At 66.4% G+C, this 19,512-nt stretch carries 22 protein-coding genes; 15 read left to right on the forward strand and 7 right to left on the reverse strand.

Translation table 11 applies throughout. The features are described from left to right. Nucleotides 1-47 precede the first annotated feature (47 nt). Complete coding sequence (locus AC56KZ_RS05565; protein WP_497161121.1) at nt 48-887, forward strand: hypothetical protein; 840 nt, start codon at nt 48-50, stop codon at nt 885-887. A 4-nt stretch (nt 888-891) separates the two neighbouring features. On the opposite strand, the gene AC56KZ_RS05570 is transcribed toward AC56KZ_RS05565, so the two are convergent. From AC56KZ_RS05570 to AC56KZ_RS05600, 7 genes are read right to left on the reverse strand one after another with little or no spacing between them, the layout of a single operon-like run. Continuing rightward, nucleotides 892-2,985: a flagellar biosynthesis protein FlhA gene (locus tag AC56KZ_RS05570; protein WP_497161122.1), complete on the reverse strand. Its 2,094-nt coding sequence runs from the start codon at nt 2,983-2,985 to the stop codon at nt 892-894. After that, on the reverse strand, nt 2,982-4,121 hold the full coding sequence (gene flhB / locus AC56KZ_RS05575) for a flagellar type III secretion system protein FlhB (protein WP_497161123.1): 1,140 nt from the start codon (nt 4,119-4,121) through the stop codon (nt 2,982-2,984). Before flhB ends, AC56KZ_RS05570 begins: the two co-directional genes overlap by 4 nt. Next, nucleotides 4,114-4,890 carry a flagellar biosynthetic protein FliR gene (fliR, locus tag AC56KZ_RS05580; protein ID WP_497161124.1) on the reverse strand — a complete coding sequence of 259 codons (777 nt, stop codon included), beginning with the start codon at nt 4,888-4,890 and terminating at the stop codon, nt 4,114-4,116. Before fliR ends, flhB begins: the two co-directional genes overlap by 8 nt. Nucleotides 4,891-4,896: 6 nt before the next feature. Continuing rightward, the gene (gene fliQ / locus AC56KZ_RS05585; RefSeq protein ID WP_497161125.1) at nt 4,897-5,166 is read right to left on the reverse strand and encodes a flagellar biosynthesis protein FliQ; all 270 of its coding nucleotides are present in this window, start codon (nt 5,164-5,166) and stop codon (nt 4,897-4,899) included. 15 nt (nt 5,167-5,181) lie between these two features. Beyond that, entirely contained in the window at nt 5,182-5,958 is a 777-nt protein-coding gene (gene fliP / locus AC56KZ_RS05590; protein WP_497161126.1) for a flagellar type III secretion system pore protein FliP, read from the reverse strand. Next, complete coding sequence (locus AC56KZ_RS05595; protein WP_497161127.1) at nt 5,955-6,287, reverse strand: FliM/FliN family flagellar motor switch protein; 333 nt, start codon at nt 6,285-6,287, stop codon at nt 5,955-5,957. Before AC56KZ_RS05595 ends, fliP begins: the two co-directional genes overlap by 4 nt. A 5-nt stretch (nt 6,288-6,292) precedes the next feature. Then, nucleotides 6,293-7,114 (reverse strand): FliM/FliN family flagellar motor switch protein, encoded by an 822-nt coding sequence (locus AC56KZ_RS05600; RefSeq protein ID WP_497161128.1) that lies wholly within the window; start codon nt 7,112-7,114, stop codon nt 6,293-6,295. Nucleotides 7,115-7,525: 411 nt separating this feature from the next. Here AC56KZ_RS05600 and fliE point away from each other — a divergent pair, with 411 nt between their 5' ends. From fliE to AC56KZ_RS05670, 14 genes are read left to right on the forward strand one after another with little or no spacing between them, the layout of a single operon-like run. Beyond that, complete coding sequence (fliE, locus tag AC56KZ_RS05605) at nt 7,526-7,861, forward strand: flagellar hook-basal body complex protein FliE (RefSeq protein ID WP_497161129.1); 336 nt, start codon at nt 7,526-7,528, stop codon at nt 7,859-7,861. Between the two features lie 31 nt (nt 7,862-7,892). Further along, the gene (gene fliF, locus AC56KZ_RS05610) at nt 7,893-9,605 is read left to right on the forward strand and encodes a flagellar basal-body MS-ring/collar protein FliF (protein WP_497161130.1); all 1,713 of its coding nucleotides are present in this window, start codon (nt 7,893-7,895) and stop codon (nt 9,603-9,605) included. Then, entirely contained in the window at nt 9,586-10,605 is a 1,020-nt protein-coding gene (locus AC56KZ_RS05615) for a flagellar motor switch protein FliG (protein ID WP_497161131.1), read from the forward strand. The genes fliF and AC56KZ_RS05615 overlap by 20 nt, the downstream gene beginning before the upstream one ends. Further along, nucleotides 10,602-11,285, forward strand: a complete 684-nt coding sequence (fliH, locus tag AC56KZ_RS05620; RefSeq protein ID WP_497161132.1) for a flagellar assembly protein FliH — start codon at nt 10,602-10,604, stop codon at nt 11,283-11,285. The genes AC56KZ_RS05615 and fliH overlap by 4 nt, the downstream gene beginning before the upstream one ends. Continuing rightward, on the forward strand, nt 11,282-12,598 hold the full coding sequence (fliI, locus tag AC56KZ_RS05625; protein ID WP_497161133.1) for a flagellar protein export ATPase FliI: 1,317 nt from the start codon (nt 11,282-11,284) through the stop codon (nt 12,596-12,598). The genes fliH and fliI overlap by 4 nt, the downstream gene beginning before the upstream one ends. Beyond that, on the forward strand, nt 12,595-13,059 hold the full coding sequence (locus AC56KZ_RS05630; RefSeq protein ID WP_497161134.1) for a flagellar FliJ family protein: 465 nt from the start codon (nt 12,595-12,597) through the stop codon (nt 13,057-13,059). Before fliI ends, AC56KZ_RS05630 begins: the two co-directional genes overlap by 4 nt. Nucleotides 13,060-13,094: 35 nt before the next feature. Beyond that, nucleotides 13,095-14,450, forward strand: a complete 1,356-nt coding sequence (fliD, locus tag AC56KZ_RS05635) for a flagellar filament capping protein FliD (RefSeq protein WP_497161135.1) — start codon at nt 13,095-13,097, stop codon at nt 14,448-14,450. 10 nt (nt 14,451-14,460) lie between these two features. After that, entirely contained in the window at nt 14,461-14,850 is a 390-nt protein-coding gene (gene fliS, locus AC56KZ_RS05640; protein ID WP_497161136.1) for a flagellar export chaperone FliS, read from the forward strand. Continuing rightward, nucleotides 14,843-15,160 carry a hypothetical protein gene (locus tag AC56KZ_RS05645; RefSeq protein WP_497161137.1) on the forward strand — a complete coding sequence of 106 codons (318 nt, stop codon included), beginning with the start codon at nt 14,843-14,845 and terminating at the stop codon, nt 15,158-15,160. The genes fliS and AC56KZ_RS05645 overlap by 8 nt, the downstream gene beginning before the upstream one ends. Then, the gene (locus tag AC56KZ_RS05650; protein WP_497161138.1) at nt 15,157-16,332 is read left to right on the forward strand and encodes a flagellar hook-length control protein FliK; all 1,176 of its coding nucleotides are present in this window, start codon (nt 15,157-15,159) and stop codon (nt 16,330-16,332) included. The genes AC56KZ_RS05645 and AC56KZ_RS05650 overlap by 4 nt, the downstream gene beginning before the upstream one ends. Before the next feature lie 17 nt (nt 16,333-16,349). Continuing rightward, the gene (locus AC56KZ_RS05655) at nt 16,350-16,826 is read left to right on the forward strand and encodes a flagellar basal body-associated FliL family protein (protein ID WP_497161139.1); all 477 of its coding nucleotides are present in this window, start codon (nt 16,350-16,352) and stop codon (nt 16,824-16,826) included. Between the two features lie 13 nt (nt 16,827-16,839). Beyond that, a complete protein-coding gene (locus AC56KZ_RS05660) occupies nt 16,840-17,580 on the forward strand; it encodes a FliA/WhiG family RNA polymerase sigma factor (protein ID WP_497161140.1) in 741 nt (246 codons plus the stop codon). Between the two features lie 49 nt (nt 17,581-17,629). Then, nucleotides 17,630-18,541: a flagellar motor stator protein MotA gene (gene motA, locus AC56KZ_RS05665; RefSeq protein ID WP_497161141.1), complete on the forward strand. Its 912-nt coding sequence runs from the start codon at nt 17,630-17,632 to the stop codon at nt 18,539-18,541. A gap of 3 nt (nt 18,542-18,544) precedes the next feature. Further along, nucleotides 18,545-19,504 carry a flagellar motor protein MotB gene (locus AC56KZ_RS05670; RefSeq protein ID WP_497161142.1) on the forward strand — a complete coding sequence of 320 codons (960 nt, stop codon included), beginning with the start codon at nt 18,545-18,547 and terminating at the stop codon, nt 19,502-19,504. Nucleotides 19,505-19,512: the final 8 nt, after the last annotated feature.

Raw genomic sequence — 19,512 nt, forward strand, 5'->3', positions numbered from 1 at the left:
CAAGGGCCAGCCGCTTCCAGGCTGGCCTTTTTTTATGTGGACACGCCATGACCACCATTTCATCCATCGTCCCCCTGCTGCCCCCGACCGTGCCGCCCTTGCAGGCGGCCGGCATCTCGGCGCTCGCTCCGATTGCCTACGCCGCGCACCAGGCCGAGCTGCTGCTGCCGCAGTCGACGCCGCTGCTCAACCCGGCCGCCCCGGCGGCCGCCGCCGAAACGGCGGACGGCGCCGCGATGCGTCCCGACCAGGTATTCATGTCGCGCCAGCTGGTCTTTCCCCACGACGGGCGCACGCTGGCCGGCAACTGGCGCGCGATGGTCGGCAATGTCGGGGCGACGCTGGCCGAGCGCGAACTGCGCGCGCGCGCGGGCGCCCTGCCGGCGGCGCTGCTGCTGAACGTGCAGGATGGACGCCTGCCCGGACGCACGCCCGACTCCCATGTCCAGCCTGCCGACCCGTGGCGTTTTACGGTGCATGCGGGCAGCGCGCGCGAGCAGCATCTGCAGGTCTTGCGCAAGGGGGCCGATGGCCAGGCCGGCCGCCGCCGGCGTCCGCGCGCGGCCCTGCGCCTCGAGCTCGAGCTCAGCGACGGCACCCAGGTCGCGGTGCAGGTCGAGCCGGTGCCGGGCGGCGTGGCGATCGAGATGGCCGCCCCGGATGCGGCGACGCTGGCGCGCATGCGCGCAATGCAGAGCGCCTTCGACGCGGCGGTGCAGCGCGCCGGCCTGGTCGTGCAGCGCTGGAGTTTTCTGCATGGGGTGCTGGCAGGCGGGTCGACCGCGGCGCACGCGGCGCTCACCGAAGAGGATGTGGCCGAGGTGTTGACGATGCCGGTGTTTCGGGCGGTGGCGGAGATGGCCTTGTTGTTGCCGGCGCAGGCGTAAAGGTTCAGCCCACCGTCCCCACGATCGCCACTTCCCGGTTCTCGGGAATCTCGTTATACGACAGCACATTCAGGCCCGGCGCGAAGAGCTTCGCGTACCTGGCCAGCAGCGGGCGCACCTGCGGCAGCACCAGCAGCAGCGGCGGCGTGTGCTGCCCTTTCATCTGCTCGCGCGCTACCGGCATGTTGATCTGCAGTTGCGACAGCAGCTGCGGGTCGATCGGGTAGTTGTCCAGCGCGACCTTGCCGCCGCCGCTCTGGCGTGCCTGGTTCAGGGAACCGAGCAGCATGTTCTCGAGTTCGGCCGACAGGTTAAAGGCCGGCATGTCCTTCTTCTTGCCGAACAAATTCGAGACGATCTGACGCCGCAGCGCGCAGCGCACTTCGGCCGCCAGCAGGATCGGGTCCTTGGTGGTCTCGGAGGCGTCCAGCAGCGTGGTGCCGATCGCGACGATGTCTTTCAGCGACACGCCCTCGGCCAGCAGCACCCGGAACACCCGCAGCAGCTGGGTGTGGTTCAGGGACTTTTCCAGGGCGCTTGAGAGTTTCGGCGACAGGGCCGTCAGGCGTTCCATCAGTGCCGGTACGTCTTCGTGGCGGAACAGCTCGTGCAGGTGGTCGCGAATCACTTTCGAGCAGTGGGTGGCGATCACGCTCGGCACTTCGACCACCTGGTAGCCCAGGCCCAGCGCATGCCCCTTCTGGTCGGGCGTGATCCAGGTCACGGCCATGCCGAAGGCCGGCTCCAGGCCGGGAATGCCATCGAGTTCGCCGTATACATTGGGCGACGGGATCGCCATCAGGTAGTCGGCTTGCACTTCGCCCTCGGCCACGACCACGCCCGACAGGCTGACCGAATACTGGGACGGGCGCAGCGCCAGGTCGTCGCGCACGCCGATGGCGGGGAGCAGCACGCCCATCGATTCGGACAGGCTCTGGCGAATGCCCTTGATGCGCTTGGTGAGCTGTTCGCCCTGCGCCTTGTCGACCATGCCGACCAGTTTGTAACCGACCGCCACCGAAATCGGCTGCACCACCGGCAGCTGTTCCCAGTCGAGATCGGGCGCACGGTCCTCGCGCAGCGCCGCCTCGATCGCGGCCACGCCGGCAGTATCGGCCGGCTGCACCCGGTTGTTCAGGCGCCAGCCCGAATAGATCAGGACGGCGGCGAAGATGAAGAACACCGGTTTCGGCATGCCCGGCACCAGGGCCAGGATGATCATCACGCCGGCGGCGGCGAACAGGGTCGTCGGCTGGGCCAGCAGCTGGCTGCCGACCTGCTTGTCGAGGTCGCCGGCTTCGCCGATACGCGTGACCAGGATCGCAGCGGCGGCCGACAGCAGCAGCGCCGGGATCTGCGCAACCAGGCCGTCGCCGATGGTGAGCAGCGCGTACACGCGGAAGGCGTCGCCCAGCGGCAGGTCGTACATCAGCGCGCCGATGGCGATACCGCCGATCAGGTTGATGACCAGGATCAGGATCGACGCGACGGCGTCGCCGCGTACGAACTTCGAGGCGCCGTCCATCGCGCCATAAAAATCGGCTTCGGCGGCGACGTCTTTCCTGCGCTGCTGCGCCTTGTCCTGGTTGATCAGGCCTGCGTTCAGGTCGGCATCGATCGCCATCTGCTTGCCGGGCAGCGCGTCGAGAGTGAAGCGCGCCGAGACTTCGGAAATACGCTCGGAACCCTTGGTCACCACCACGAAGTTGATGATCATCAGGATGATGAACACCACCAGGCCGACCACGAAATTGCCGCCGATGACGACGTTACCGAAGGCTTCGACGACGGCGCCGGCCGCATGCGTGCCTTCATGGCCGTGCAGCAGGACCACGCGGGTCGAGGCGACGTTCAGCGCTAGCCTCATCAGCGTGGTCCCGAGGATCACGGTCGGGAATACCGAAAAATCGAGCGGGCGCCGCGCCGAGACGGCCACGATGATCACGATCAGCGACAGCACGATGTTGAAGGTGAACAGGATGTCGAGCAGGATCGGCGGCAGCGGCAGCATGATCATCCCCAGCAGCAGCAGGAGGAAGACCGGAGCCGAGTATTTCTGGCGCCGCAGTTCGGCGACGAAAGCGTTCAGGGAGTTCATGAAGGGGTTACCTCGCTAAGATGAGATGGCACGGCCACGTCAATCGGGAACCGTGGGGGCGCACCGCGCCGGCCGTCACGGAAAGCATTCAATTGCAGCACGTAGTTCAGCACCTGCGACACGGCCTGGTAAAGCTGGGCCGGGATCTGCTGCTGCACCTGGCTGGTGTTGTAGATCGCGCGCGCCAGCGGCGGCAGCGAGACGGTTTCGATCTTGTGTTTCGCGGCGATGCCCTTGATGTACTGGGCCATTTCGTCGACGCCCTTGGCCACCACATAGGGCGCCTCTGCGCGGTTGGTGTCGTATTTCAGGGCCACCGCATAGTGTTCGGGATTGACGATCACCACGTCGGCCGTCGGCACCGTCTTGTTCACGCTGCGCTGGGCCAGCGCGCGCTGCAACTGGCGCACGCGCTGCTTGACTTCGGGCCGGCCTTCGCTGGTCTTGTGCTCTTCCTTCTGGTCCTGCTTGCTCATGCGCTGGTTCTTCGCGAACTGGAAGGCCTGGATCGGCACGTCGAGCACGGCAAAGATCACGAACACGGATACCAGCGCCATCAGGCCGTCGAACATCATGCCCGCACCCACCCCGATCGCGTCCATCAGGGGCATGCGCTGCAGCTCGATGTAGCTGTTCACGCTCGACTGCATCACGTGCACCAGCACGTAGCCCAGCACGGCCGCCTTCGCGATCGAGGTCGCCACGCCGATCGCGTGCTTTTGCGAGACCAGGTTGCCGAGGTTCTTCATCGGGTTCAAGCGCTCGAACTTGGGCGCCATGTTTTTACCGGACATGACCCAGCCGCCGGGAACCAGGCCGCCGAGAACGATGGCGACCGGGATGACCGCCAGCGGCAGCACCATCTTGATCAACAACATGGCGGCGGCCATGAACACCACCGACATCGCGTTCTCGATGGCGCCTGTCTCGCCCAGGGGCACGAACACCAGCCGGAACAGCGCGCGAAACGACGCCAGGTAATCGGGCAGCATCAGCGCGAACAGCTTCAGGCTGACCAGGATGCCAATCGCCGTGGCCAGGTCGCGCGAACGCACCACCTGCCCTTCCTGCCGCGCCTTTTTCAGTTTTTGCGCCGAGGCCTTTTCGGTCTTGTCGCCGGTGCTGCTGTCAGCCATGGGCGGCCCTCATCTGTTGCTGCAGCATCTCGAGCACCTGGTTGGTCAGGGCGATGTAGTGTTCCGGGATGAACTTCACCAGCTGCACCAGCATCAGCAGGCCGAAAATCGTCACCAGCGAAAACCCCAGCGAAAACAGGTTCAGCGACGGCGCCACCCGGTTCAGGAAGCCGAAGCCGATCTGCACCACCATCGTCGAGAACACGATCGGCAGCGCCAGCAGCATGGCCGCGGCGAACACCCAGCCCACGTTCAGGGCCACCGTCTGCAGCATCATCGGCCCCAGACCCTGCCCCACCGGCCAGGCCTTGAAACTCTGCCCGAGCACGCTGGTCAGCACCAGGTGGCCGTCGATCGCGAAGAAGACAAAGATCGCCACCAGCGCCAGCAGGCTCGAAATCACGTCGGACTGCTGGCCGTTGACCGGATCGTTCATCTGCGCCATCGAAAAGCCGATCTGGCTCGAGGCGAGGAAACCGAGCATCGAAATGGCGGCGGTGGCGAATTGCAGGGAAAATCCGAGCACGCCGCCGATCACCGCCTGCTCGAACATGGCGACGACGCCGGCCAGCGAAAACGGGTCGGGCATCGGCATGTTGCGGGTCACCGGCAGCATCAGGAAGGCGAGCACCAGCGACAGCAGCGCACGCACCGGAATCGGCACCATGCCGTCGCCGATGGCCGGGGCCAGCGACAACATCGCCATGATGCGGCAGAACGGCCACCACAGCGCGGCGATCAGGGGCAGCAGGAAGCCGACCAGTTCCATGCCGGCTCAGGCAGCCAGCGTGGCGGCGCGCTGGAACACCGAGACGCAATAGTCCATCAGGTAGCCGGTCATCCAGTGGCCCGCCAGGATCAGTGCGACCAGCGTCACCAGCAGGCGCGGCAGGAAGCTCAGGGTCTGCTCGTTGATCTGGGTCGCCGCCTGGAACAGCGCGACTAGCAGGCCCATGACCAGGCCCGGCACCACCAGCACCATCACCAGCAGCATCACCACGCGCAGCGCTTCGGCGACCAGGTCGACCGCGACATCAGGTGTCATGTTGATTCCAGCTCTCTAATAACCGTGGATACTGCCCACGAGCGTGTTGACGGTCAGGGTCCAGCCGTCGACCAGCACGAACAGCAGCAGCTTGAAGGGCAGCGAAATGACCAGCGGCGACAGCATCATCATGCCCATCGCCATCAGCACCGACGACACCACCAGGTCGATGATGAGGAAGGGGATGAACAGCATCGCGCCGATCTGGAAGGCGGTCTTCAGTTCGGACAGCACGAAGGCGGCCAGCTTCACGGTAAAGGCGCGCTGTTCCGGCTTCATGCCCGGGGCTTCGCCGGCCAGGTGCGCGACCTGGGCCAAGGCGCTCTTGCTGGTCTGGGCCAGCATGAAGCGCGACAGCGGCACTTCAGCCGTGCGCAAGGCCTGCTCGAGGCCGATCTTGTTCTGGTCGTAGGGCAGGAAGGCTTCGTTCCAGACCTGCACCCCGATCGGGCGCATCACCAGCATGGTCAGGATCAGGGCGATGCCGGTGATCACGCGGCTCGGCAGGCCCTGCTGCAGGCCGAGGGCCTGGCGCAGCAGCGACAGCACGATCACGAAACGCGTAAAGCTGGTCATCATCATGACCAGCACGGGCAGCAGCCCGAGCAGCGTCATCAGGACCAGGATCTGGGACTTGACGCTCATCCCGGAATTGGCGCCGGGGATGACGCCGGCCAGCACGTCCTGGGCGCCCGCGGGAGCGGCGCACATCAGGGCAGCGGCAAGACCGGCGATCGCGGCGCTCAGGCGCACACCGCGGCGCACGCCGGCGCCGCCCATCGTCACCGTCATGATGCGATCAGGTCCAGGTTCAAACCATCGAGATCGATCACCTTCAGGCCGTACTGCTCGCCAGCCACCACGACTTCGGCGCGGCCGATCGGGGCGCCGTTGACCTTGATGACGAGCGGCTCGCCGGCCAGCGAGTCGAGCGGCAGCACGCTGGCCGGGCCCAGGTCCATCAGGTCCTGCAGCGAGATGCGGACCGAACCCACTTCCAGCGTCAGCGTCACCGGGATGCGGCGCATCATCTGCGGCAGGCGCGGATTGCGTTGGGGCGCAGCGACTTCCACGTTGTCATCGAGGAGGACGTCGACAGCCAGTTGCTCGTTCAGGTTCATGTCCATTATTCAGCGTCTTCAAAAGAGGTTAAACACAGCTTGCCCTTGTGCTCGGCGACAGAGGCCGTGAACAGGCGGGCTTCGTCGAGCAGGACGTCGGCGCGGCCGACCGTGACCGGGATCACGTCGCCGACCTTCAGGCCGAACAGCGCTTCGAGCGTCATTTCATGGTTCACCAGGCGCCCCTCGAGCTTGAGCTTGAGGTGCGCGCCCAGCGGCTCGGGCTGGCGCTGGGTGCGCTGCGGACGTTCCGGCTGCAGCGCCTGCAGGATCAGTCCCATCAGCTGCGGATCGGGCGCGATGAAGCAGCGCGCCGTCCGTTCGCCCTGCGGTTCGCGCAGGGTCACCATCAGGGCCCAGGCATTCTTGCCCGGCGTCGCGGTCCCGTGCGGAGCCAGCGGCGCCGGCGGCAGTGCGAGGCCGGCGGCGCTGGCCGCCACCCGTACGCGCTGCGCCAGCGCGTCAAGCAGTTGCTGGGTCAGGGTCAGGGCGAGGCGCTCCTCGGTGGCGGTGATGCGCTCGCCCTCCGGATCGCGCAGCAGCCTGGCCTGCCCCTTGTTGTAGCGTGCTTCGAGCAGGCCAACGAGCAGCGCGCGCTCGAACGCGACGCCGGCGCTGCCGTGGGCGGCGCCGAAATTCAGCCAGCGCAGCGTGCCGCCTTCCGGCGCACGGGCGAACTCCACCCCGTGCAGCGCGAAGCCGCCCCAGTAACGGCGCCATAGCGGCGCGGCCAGCATGGCGGCCAGATCATCGGCAAAGGCGGCCGCAAAGGCCGGCAGCAGATGCACGGGCCGTCCCAACAGGGATGGATCAAGCACCTGGTGCATTTGCTCCTGAGCAGTTGAATTGTTAATTTCCATATGTCGTCGAAATGCTGTCGGGATGCGATCTTATGCAGTCGGAATATTGATAAGCAGGAATCGTGTTTTTCATTCATTCCCTAAGGCAACAATTATACCCGCTTAAATCTGCCGAATCACTTGATATTCCTCTTTCAATTCTCCGTTGCCGTACGGTAAGATCGTATCTTGAATTGCGTCGCTCCTTGGAGAAATCTGCTGTCGCTACAAGGGAAATCGTCAAATCCGGAGCAGTTTGGAAGCGCGTTTTGATGCAAGCATGACATGAGCATATTTAACATTTGTTGCAATGACAATGACGCTCCAGCTCGCGATTGTCGTAAAAATGCGACTCCAGCTGTCACTCATACGCAACATTGACCGTACGGGATTTAACAAATGCAAACTGAAATGGCTGGTCTGATCAAGGCTGATCTTGCTGCACTAACAAATGATGCGCAACGCCTGGCCATTGCGCCGGCGGCGGATTCGAGCGCACAAGCTGGCGGAAACAATTTCTCTTTCGCCCAGACCTTGACCAATGCGGTGCGCGGCGTGGACGCCGAAGACCGGGCCGCCGCAGTGAAAATGGCGGACGTCGAGACCGGCAAGAGCGACGACCTGGTCGGCGCAATGCTGGCCAGCCAGCAGGCCAGCCTGTCCTTCTCGATGCTGATGCAGGTGCGTAACAAGGTCATGGGCGCCGTCGACGAACTGATCAAGCTGCCCGTCTGACGCAGCGACCATTACAGCGAAAACCATTCACGTGATCTCCAAACTCAAGACACTGTTCAGCGGCGGCGCATCCGGCGCCAAGCTGAGCCTGCCGCCAGGCCTGCGCAACAACCTCACTCCCCTGCTGGTGCTGGCGGTCGTCATCACTGCCGCCGTCATGATGTTCATGTGGCAGGACCAGGCCAACTACAAGCCGGTGTTCGGCGCGCGCGAAAAGGTCGCCGCCAGCGACATGATGGGCGTGCTGGAAGCCGAACAGATTCCTTACCGCGTCCATCCCGACAGCGGCCAGGTGATGGTCCCGAGCGCGGAACTGGGCAAGGTGCGCATGCTGCTGGCCGCCAAGGGCGTGACCGCCCAGCTGCCGGCCGGCCTCGAACTGATGGACAAGAACGACCCGCTGGGCGTGTCGCAATTCGTGCAGGACGTGCGCTTCCGGCGCGGCCTGGAAGGCGAACTGGCGCAGAGCATCCTGACGCTCGACGCGATCGCCTCGGCGCGCGTGCACCTGGCCATTGCCAAGACCAATTCCTTCGTCTCGGGCAGCTCGGACCAGAGTTCGGCCTCGGTCATCATCGCCACCAAGCCGGGCCGCACGCTCGGCAACGAGCAGATCGCCGCGATCGTCAACATGGTCTCCGGCAGCGTCGCCAGCCTGTCCCCGGCGCGCGTGTCGCTGGTCGACCAGGCCGGCAACTACCTGTCGTCGCGCGTCGACCTCGCCGAAGGTTTCGACGGTGGCGCCCAGGGCGACGCCGCGGCGCAGCGCGTATCGAACGAAGTGCGCGCCAACGTCACCGAGCTGCTCGGCCCCGTGTTCGGGGCGAACAACTTCAAGGTCAGCGTCACTGCCGACATCGACAACGACAAGATCGAGGAAACCCAGGAAAAATACGGCGAAGCCCCGAAGGTCACGAGCGAAGCGATGCGCGAAGAGATGGAAAAGAGCCGCCTCGCGATGGGCGTGCCGGGCACGCTGTCGAACCGCCCGCCGGTGGCCGCGGAGCCGGCCGCCCCCGGCGCCGCACCCGACGCCGCCGCTGCCGCTGCCGCTGCCGCCGAGAAGGACAGCGGCAACTCGCGCAAGAACGCCACCACCCGCCAGTACGCCTACGACCGCGCGATCACCCAGATCAAGCGTTCGCGCGGCCGCCTGCGCAAGCTGTCGGTGGCGGTGGTGCTGAACAATGCCAGCGCAGCCAACGCCAAGGCCGGTTTCACCCCAGCCGAACTGGGCAACATCGAAAAAATGCTGCGCGGCGGCCTGGGCATCGACGAGGCGCGCGGCGACGTGCTGGCCGTCTCGGCGCTGAGCTTCCCGGCCGTGGCCGCGGCCGAACCGTGGTGGCAAGAGCGCGACACGGTCGTCGACGCCACCAATTATCTGCTCTGGATCGTCGGCGCCCTGCTCGCCTACCTGCTGCTGGCCCGGCCGCTGCTGCGCACGGTGACCCAGAAGCTGGCCCCGGCCCTGCCGGCGCCTGGCGCCGCGGCGGCAAGCCTGCCGAACGCGGTCGCCGTCGAGGGCGCGACCCCGGCCCTGGCCGGAACCGCAGCGCTGCCCGCCGGCGCCGGCGCCGCCGCGATGGTGCCGCTGCTCGAAAACTACGATCTGCCGCCGGCCGGTTCCGCCGTGGATGTGATGGTCGATCACCTCAGGGTGCTGGCCGGCAAAGAGCCGGAGCGCGTTGCCGAAGTCGTCAAACAATGGGTGCAGAAGAAACATGGCCGAATTGAACAATAACGGCGCCGAAGGCGTCCTCACCCCGGTCGAACAGGCCGCCATCGTCCTGCTGTCGATCGGCGAAGAGCCGGCCGCCGCCGTGCTGCGCTGCCTCGAGCGCGACGAGCTGATCGAACTGACGCAAGTGATGTCGCGCATGAGCGGCATCAAGGTCGACTCGGTCAAGTATGCGGTGCAGAACTTCTTCGACGACTACCGTCAGCAAAGCGGCCTGCACGGCGCCTCGCGCACTTACCTGAAGCGCTCGCTCGACCTGGCGCTGGGCAGCGACATCGCCAACAGCGTCCTGAACACGATTTATGGCGATGCGATCCGCCCGATGATGGCGCGCCTGCAGTACGCGTCGCCGAAGTGGCTGGCCGAATTCATCTCGCACGAGCACGTGCAGATGCAGGCGGTGTTCCTCGCCTTCCTGCCGCCAGCCCTGGCCGGCCAGATCATCGAAGGCCTGCCGGAAGCGAGCCGCGACGTGGTGCTGCTGAACCTGGCGCGCCTGGACGAGATCGACCGCGACCTGCTGCGCGAACTGGAAGAGCTGGTGGCGCGCTGCCTGGCGGCGCTCGACACGCAAAGCGCCAGCGTCGAAGGCGTGCGCCAGGTCGCCGAAATCCTGAACCGCCTGCCGAACAACCGCGCCGGCATGGTCGAACTGCTGCGCGCCCACGATCCGGACGTGGTGTCGCAGATCGAGATGTCGATGTACGACTTCTTCATCCTGTCGCGCCAGACCGAACAGGTCATTGCGCGCCTGCTCGACGACATCCCGCTCGAGCAGTGGGCGATTGCGCTGAAAGGCGCCGAGCCGGCCCTGCGCGACGCCATCCTGTCCGCGATGCCCAAGCGCCAGGCGCAAAGCTTCGAAGACCTGATGCGCCGTTCGGGCCCGGTGCCGATGTCGCGCATCGAGCAGACCCGCAAGGACATCATGGCATCGGTCAAGGCGCTGGCCGACGCCGGCGAGATCGACGTGCAGCTGTTTGCCGAGGCTACCGCCGAATGAAGCAGTTCCGGCCTTTCCACTTCCCTCCCCTGCACCAGGTGCGCCTGGCCAATGGCAACGCGCCGGCGGCCGGCAGCGGTGCGCCCTCGCAGGACGACTGGGACAGCGCCCTGGCCGCCGGTTACCGCCAGGGCCAGCAGGATGGCTACGACGCCGGCTATGAAGCAGCGCGCGCCGAGGGCTATGCCGCCGGCCAGGCGCAAGGACTGGCCGAGGGCCAGGAAGAAGGCCGCGCACAGGCGCTGGCGCACCTGGAGCAAATCGGCAAGCCGATCGACGCCGCCCTGAAAGCCCTGAAAAAACTGAAAAGCGATTTCAAGACCGCCCAGCGCAAGGAAGTCGTCGACCTGGTCGGCAAGATCGCGCGCCAGGTGATCCGCGCCGAACTGGCGCTGCAGCCGACCCAGCTGCTGGCCCTGGTCGACGAGGCGCTGGCCGCGATGCCGCCGGCGCGCGACGCGATCGAAGTGCTGATGAATCCGGAAGAACTGAAACGCGTGCTGGAGCTCGATCCGAAGCGCGCCAAGAAATGGACCCTGCTGGCCGATCCATCGCTGGCGCCGGGCGAAATCCGCGTGAAAGCCGGCGACCATGAAGTCGACGCCGGCTGCCAGGGACGGCTTGCCGCCTGCATGGACCAGGTGCGCGAGGCCCTCGCCCCCGAAGGGGACGGGGAATGACGGCGCTGCTCGACACCCTGCGTTCGCTCGACATCGATGCGGTGCCGGTGGCCACGCCCACCGGGCGCCTGGTCGGAGCCCAGGGCTTGCTGCTCGAGAGCGTGGGCTGCAAGCTGCACACCGGCCAGCGCTGCCGCGTCGAACTCAATGACGGCGGCTGGCTCGATGCGCAGGTCGTGGGCTTTCGCGACAAGGTCTCTTACCTGATGCCGTTCAAAAAGGCGAACGGCCTGGCGACCGGCGCACGCGTGCTGCCGGAAAAGACGGCGGCCAGCCTGATGATCGGTCCGTCCTGGCTGGGCCGCATGGTCAATGGTCTCGGTGAAGAGATCGACGGCCTTGGCCGCCTGGGCGGCGACCAGCCCCTGAATTTCACGCCGCCGAAGGTCAATCCCCTGCGCAAGACGCCGGTCGACGAGCCGCTCGACGTGGGAGTACGCGCGATCAATTCGATGCTCACGCTCGGCAAGGGCCAGCGCGTCGGCCTGATGGCCGGTTCCGGCGTCGGCAAGTCGGTGCTGCTCGGCCTGATCACGCGCCAGACCGTGGCCGACGTGGTCGTCGTCGGCCTGATCGGCGAGCGTAACCGCGAGGTGCGCGAATTCGTCGAAAAATCGCTCGGACCCGATGGCCTCAAGCGCGCTGTGCTGGTCGTGGCGCCGGCCGACGAGTCGCCGATGATGCGCGTCATGGCCACCGAGCTGTGTCATTCGGTGGCGGCGCATTTCCGCGACCGCGGCCAGAACGTGCTGCTGCTGGTCGATTCGCTGACCCGCTATGCGATGGCGCTGCGCGAAGTGGCGCTGTCGCTGGGCGAGCCGCCGGCCACGCGCGGCTATCCGCCGTCGGTGTTTTCGAATCTGCCGCAGCTGGTGGAATCGGCCGGCAACGGCGAGAACCCGAACGGCAGCATGAGCGCCATTTATACGGTGCTGGCCGAAGGCGACGACCAGCAGGACCCGGTAGTCGACACCGCCCGCGCGATCCTGGACGGCCACATCGTGCTCACCCGCGAACTGGCGGAGCAAGGCCACTATCCGGCAATCGACGTCGGCCAGTCGATCAGCCGCTGCATGGCGCAGGTGGTCTCGCCCGAGCACAGCAACGCTGCGCGCAAACTGAAAGCGACGCTGGCGCGCCACGCACGCGTGCGCGACCTGATCCCGCTCGGCGCCTATACCCCCGGCGCCGATCCCGAAACCGACCGCGCCGTGCGCCTGCAGCCGCATATCGAAGCCTTCCTGTGCCAGGGCACGCGCGAAGGCGCGCCGCTCGATGGCTGCGTGGCGCAACTGCAGGGGATCATGCAATGAACCGCCGCGACGCCATCCAGAGCCTCGACACGCTGGTCGAGCTGCGCAGCATCGAAGTGGACAAGCTGCAAACCGAACTGGCGCGCCAGGAATCGACGCGGGTGCGCTACCAGGCCAACCTCGCGCGCCTGGCCTCGCTGGCCGAAGGCAGCGGGGCATCAGGTAACAGCATGGCGGGACAAAGCGCGGCGGGCAAGCTGGCGCCGGCGCTGGCACTGAACTGCGGCCACTACAAACAGGCCGTGTTCGCGATGGCCGACCACCACCGGACCGACCTCCAGCTGCACGAGGCGAACATGGCGGTGTCGCAGCGCCACCTGGCGCAAGCCTGGACGCGGCGCGAACTGCTCGGCAAGGTGCTCGGGCAGCAGCAGGATGCGCTGGCACGTGAGCAGGAACGCGCCGCCCGCAAGCGCGAAGACGAGATCGCCACGCAATCGTGGCTGGCAGGACGGGCGTAAAGACCCCGGGTGTAAAGACCCCTCAAGGAGAACCCATGGCAACTATCGGCACCAACTATGATCCGGCAACGACGGCGCAGGCACTGGCGGAAAGCTTCACGGCCGGGCAGCAGCAGATCGTGACGCGCCAGAGCGAAACGGCCAAGGCCGTCGAAAAGGCCCTGGCCACGCTCGGCACGGCGCTCTCCACTTTCCAGACCAGCCTGGCCGCGCTCACCGGCGTCAACAAGACCCTGTCGGCCAACAGCGCCACCTTCAGCGACACCGCTTTTGCCAGCGCCAGCGCGACGCCGACGGCGGCCGCCGGCACCTATGCCTTTTTTGTCGAGCAGGTCGCGGCCAGCCACAAGATTTCGTACAGCGGCATGACCGACTTCGCCGGCAAGGGCTCGATGACGCTGGGCGTCGGCGCCGCTTCGTTCACGATCGACCTCACCACCAAGGCCACCTGGACCGTGCGCGACCTGGCGGCGGCGATCAACAGCGCGACGGGCAACACCAGCCTGTCGGCCTCGGTCGTCACCACCGGCACCACCTCGGAACTGGTGCTGACGTCGACCGTCACGGGCGCGGCCAACACCATCAGCGTCAGCACCTCCGGCAACGCCGACGGTCCCTTGAAGACGAAACTGAACGCGGCGCCGAACCTGCTGTCGGCGGCGCAGGATGCCATCGTGCGCATCGGTTCGAGCACCGGCACGACCATTACCCAAGCCACGAATACCCTGAACGTGATCGACGGCGTGACAATGACGCTGACGAAAGCGCAGGCCGCCGGCAGCGCGCCCCTCACGCTCACCGTCGGGGCGGATGCCTCGAAGACCACGGCCAACGTGCAGGCCTTTGTCGATGCCTACAACAAGCTGAAGTCGTCGGTGGACGCCCTGGTCAGTTCTGGCGACCCTGCGAACGGCGCAGCCGCCGGCGCCTTCAGCGCCGACAGCGGCGTCCGCGCCCTGCGCGACCGTCTGATCAGCCTGGTGCGCGGCACGGGCGCCACCAGCCTGGCCGTCTACGGCATCATCGCCAACCGCGAAGGCACGCTGTCGGTCGACAGCACCCGGCTCACCAAGGCGCTGGCGGCCAACCCGACCGGGCTCGACACCCTGATCGGCAGCAGCGCGGGCAGTGCGCCGACCGGCATCGCCGGCAAGCTCGACACCTACCTGAAGATGTGGACCAAATCGACCGGCGGCCAGCTCAGCAGCCGGAAGGATGCCGTCACCAAACTGCAGTCCAGCCTGACCGATCGCCAGGCTTCGCTCGACCGGCAGTACGACAGCGCGTACTCGCGCTACCTGGCGCAATTCACCCAGCTCCAGGCCGTTCAGAGCAGCATGTCCTATAACACCTCGCTGTTCGACAATTTGTTCGCCAGCAATAAAGACTAAACTCATAGCCATGTCCTATCAAGAAGCCTACGGCAATTATCACGCTGTCAACCTCGACTCCCAAACCTCGCGCGCGACCCCGGTCGAGCTGGTGTTGCTGCTGACCGACGGCTTGCTCGACGAGCTGGCGCGCGTGCGCGGCCACATCGTCGGCAAGCGCTACGAGCAAAAAGCCAAAAGCATCGACAAGTGCTGCGAGATCATCAATGGCCTGTCGAGCTCGCTGGATTTCGAAGGGGGCGGCGAAGTCGTCGCCAACCTGGCCGAGCTGTACGACTTCTGCACGGCACGCCTGCAGGGCGCCGGCATCAACATGGACCCGGCCCTGGTCGATGAAGTGGTCGCCGTGTTGACGACGATCCGCCAGGGCTGGCAAGGCGTACAGGCGCGCAATGCCTAGGACCGCGGCGATCGGCCAGCTGGCCGCAGCGCTGGCGGACAGCGGCGCCGCAGGCGATTGGGAGCGCATTGGCGCCCTGGCCCATGCGCTGGCGCCGCAGCTGGCTGCCCTGAAAGCGGGCGGTCCGTGGAACGCGGGCGAACTGGCCGCGCTGGCGCAGCTGCGCACGGCCCATAACGAGGCGGCCACTGCCTGCGCCGAGGCGATCGAGACCCTGGGCGCACGCATGGCCGACATGCGCAACAACAAGGACGGCTGGATCGCCTACGCGCTCGCCAGCGACACCGAACCCGCCGGACAACCAGCATGAGCCTGAACCTGAATTCCATGAACGCACCAAGCCTGGCGGCCAAAACCGCAGCGCCCGCCGCCGGCGAGGTGGCCGCGCCGGCAAGCTTGCCGCCCGCCGCGCCGGCTGCCGATGCGGCGGGTGGACCGGCCGAGCGCCAGCTTGCCGCGAGCGATGGCGCGCCGGCCATCCCGGTACAGCCGGCGCTGGCATTCGCCCAATGGCTCGGCCTCGAACAAGTAGTCCCGGCGCCTGTGGAGGGCGCCGATGCGGTCGTCCCGGAGGGCGCCGCACCTGGTGTCGAGACGGTCGCCCTCGAGCAGCAGCCGAACGTCGACGCCCCTGTGCTGGGCGCGATGGGCATGCCGCTGATGCCGATCACCCAGGTGGCGCTGGCCGCCGCGGTCGCCGCGCCGCCCGCTGCCTTGGCCATGCAAGCGGTCGCCAAAGAAGCTGCGCCGGCCCTGGATACCGAAGCGTCGCCCGCGCCCGGGGCACCGCTTGCCGGCCGTGCCGAGCCACTCCTGCCGAGCGCCGCCGGCGCGCGCCTGCCAGCGCCTGCCGCGGTATCGATTGCCGCCGCCGCGTCCCCTGCCCTGCCGGCCGAGACCCCCGCAGCCGGAGTCGACGCGCCGCAAGACCAGGTCGCACCAAGCGTCGAGCGCGGCGCCGCCAACCCGGTCGCCATCGCCGCCCCTGCCCCGGGCAATGCCCAGCGTAGCGCGGACAGCCTGACCCTGGCCGGACCGCCCACCGCCTGGCGCCAGACCCTGCAGGAAGCGCTGGGCGACCGTCTCCAGCTCCAGATTGGCAAGAACGCCGAGCAGGCCGTGATCCGCCTTGAGCCGCCGATGCTGGGCCGGATCGAGATCGCGATCCGCCACAGCGCCGGTTCGCTCGAGGTCCACATTTCGGCCACCCACGGCGAAGTGCTGCGCCAGCTGCAGGCAGTGGGCGAGACCCTGCGCAATGATCTGGTCCAGCGCCAGTTCAGCGACGTGGCGGTCAACATCGCCGCCGCGCCGCGCGCAGCTGCCGCCGGCAATACGAACATGTTCGCCGGCGACGGCAACAGCCGCGGGCGCCAGCAGGATGGCGCACAGGACGAACAACAACCGGGCAATGCCCTGGCCGAAGCCAACACCGGCGCCTCGCCGTTCTCGCTGGACGGCACTGGCAAACGACGCGCCTGATTAAAAGATAAAAACAAATGAACAACAAACTCAAGATGATGCTCGGCGCGCTTGCCGTGCTGCTGGTCGGCGCGGCATCGGCCGGTGGCGCGATGTGGTGGATGGGGTCGCAGGAGCCGGCCGTTCCGGACGCCGTGGCCAAGCAGGAGGCGAAGAAGAAGGAAAAGTCGGACAAGCCGGCCAAGTACGTCACCCTCGACAAGGTGATCGTCATGCTGCGCCGCGGCCCGAACGAAGCGACCGCCCACTACCTGTCGACCGACCTGGTGTTGGCGACGACCGCGGACCAGGAAAAGCAGGCCAAGGAACACCTGCCGCTGCTGCGCGCGGTGGCCGTGCGCGCCCTGTCGGCGCATACGCTGGCCGACGCCTCGAGCATGACGGTCGAGCAGTTCGCCGCCCAGTTGAACAAGACTTTTGACGCCAGTTATGCCAGCGAAGAACGCGACAAGCCGTTCGACGAAGTCATGATCGGCAAACTGATCATCGAATAAGTCCGGGGACCACGTGGCCTATTCCGCCGATTACCTCGACACCGCCGGCGCCGGCGAATACCAGGAGGCTGCCATCGCCTCGGGCATGAGCGCGCGCGAAGAGCAGCAGCATCTGGTGGCCTACGCGCCGCTAGTCAAGCGCATCGTGCGCCAGCTGAACTCGCAGGTGTCGGGAACGATGTCGCGCGAGGACATGGAACAGATCGGCCTGATGGGCCTGCTCGAAGCGCTGCGCCGCTACGGCGCGCCCGACACCGGCTTCGGCAGCTTCGCTTCGCTGCGCATCCGCGGCGCCATCCTCGACGAGCTGCGCCGCCAGGACTGGCGCCCGCGCGCCGTGCGCCAGGACGCGCACCGCGTGCGCGACGGCCTGCGCGCCCTCACCCGCACCCTCGGACGCGAGCCGACCCCGCAGGAAGCCGCCGATTCGCTGGGCATGACCCAGGAAGCCTATTTCGAGCACCTGCTCGACGACAGCGCGGAAGAGATGCTGAGCTTCGACGAAGTGCTGCAGGAAGCCCACGAGGGCGCCAACAACACGCCGGGACCGGAAGAAGCCTTCATGGTGCGCCGCAGCCTGGAGCAATCGCTGGCCGGCCTGTCGGAAAAAGAGCAGCGCGTGATCCAGATGATCTACGAGTTCGAGCTCAGCTACAAAGAGATCGCCGCCGTGCTCGACCTGTCCGACGCCCGCGTCTGCCAGCTCAACAAGAGCGCGCTGGCCAAGATGAAAGCCGCCCTCGGGCCGCGTTGAATAGAGAAACAAGAGAAACAACCATGATCACCATCCTGAAAGGCCCGTCATGCAGCAATTAATCGGTATCCTCATCGTGCTCGGCTCCGTATTCGGTGGCTTCGCGCTGATGGGCGGCACGGTCACCGCGATCTGGCACCCGATCGAGATCCTGATCATCGTCGGCGCCGCCTTCGGTGCGCTCGTGATCGGCAACGAAAAGCACGTGCTGACCGAAATGTCGCACCAGCTGAAAAAGATCGCGTCGCGTAAAAAGCACGATTCGGAATTCCAGCGCCAGCTGCTGCTGCTGATGTACGAGCTGCTGCAACTGGCCTCCGGCGGCCTGAAGGCGCTCGACGCCCACGTCGAGGCGCCGCGCGAGAGCGCGATCTTCCAGCGCTATCCGCGCATCCTGGACGAGCCGAAGCTGCTGGCCTTCATCGTCGACAACTTCCGCCTGATGGCGATGGGCAAGATCAACGCCCACGAACTCGAAGGCGTGCTCGAGCAGGAACTCGAAGCCATCCACGAGGAACTGACCCAGCCATCGAAATCGCTGCACAAGATCGCCGAAGGCATGCCCGGCTTCGGCATCCTGGCCGCGGTGCTCGGCATCGTGCTGGCGATGTATTCGGTGTCGGAAGGCGCGGACTCGGGCGCGATCGCGGAAAAAGTCGGCGCCGCCATGGTCGGCACCTTCATCGGCATCTTCTTCTGCTATGGCCTGCTCGACCCGCTGTCGAACATGATGAAGCAGCTCGTCAACGGCGAAGCGTCGACCATGGAAACCGTGAAAGTCGTGCTGTGCACCCACGTGGCCGGCAAGCCCGCGCTGCTGGCGATCGACGCCGGGCGCCGCCTGATCCAGCTGAATACGAAGCCCAGCTTCGCCCAGCTGGAACAGTGGATCAATGCCATGGGCGGCGACGACGAATCGCAGGTCAAGCGTCGCCGCACGACCGACCGGATGACGGGGTAAATCGTGTCGAAGCTGAACGACAAGCATCACGAACAGACCATCGTCAAGCGCGGCGGCGGCAGGCATGCCCACGACGAGCACGGCGGCGCCTGGAAAGTCGCGTTCGCCGACTTTTGCCTGGCCTTGCTGGCGCTGTTCCTGGTGCTGTGGCTGATGGCCGCGCGCGAAAAGGAAGCGGCCCAGAACATGCTCAAGGAACTGACCGCCGGCCAGCTGGAAGGCCCGGGCAAGCGCCCGGACATCGACAGCAGCCCGAGCGGCAGCCTGATCGAGCGCTTCCCGACGATGCATGACGGCAGCGGCCAAGGGAAGGATGGTCAGGCCGCCAAGGTCTCCTACGATTCGCCGGCCGATCTCGCCGCGCTGTCGAAAAAGCTGGAAAAGATGAGCGAAGAAGCCGGCCTGGCGGCCAACCTGGAAGCCACGGTGACACCCTTCGGCCTGCGCGTGATGCTGCACGATACCGACAAGCAGGGCATGTTCATGCGCGGCAGCGCCCTGCCCACCGGCCGCTTCGCGCGCCTGCTGCAAAAAATGGGCCCGCTGTTCGCTCAAATGGAAAACCAGATGCTGATCGTCGGCCACACCGACTCGGTGCAATACAACTTCGCCAACCACACCGGCATGTCGAACTGGTCGCTGTCCTCGAACCGTGCAATGGCGGCGCGCGCCCAGCTGCTTACCGGCGGCATGCGTGGCGACAGCGTGCTGCAAGTGGTCGGCATGTCCGACCGCGCGCCGATCGACACGGCGCACACCGCCGCCGCCGTCAACCGCCGTATCGAGCTGATGATCCTGACGCGCGCGCAATCGCGCAATGTCGCCGCGATGTTCGGCGCGCCCGGCGCCACCCAGCCGCTGGCCGACGGCGTGTCGATCAGCGCCGCCGGCAAGCAGGAAACTGCGCAAGACGGCAGCGGCGACATGAAAACGCTGCGCGGCCAACTGGCGAAGCAACCATGACGATTCAA

This window comes from Telluria sp. LT2P34 (assembly GCF_059685915.1).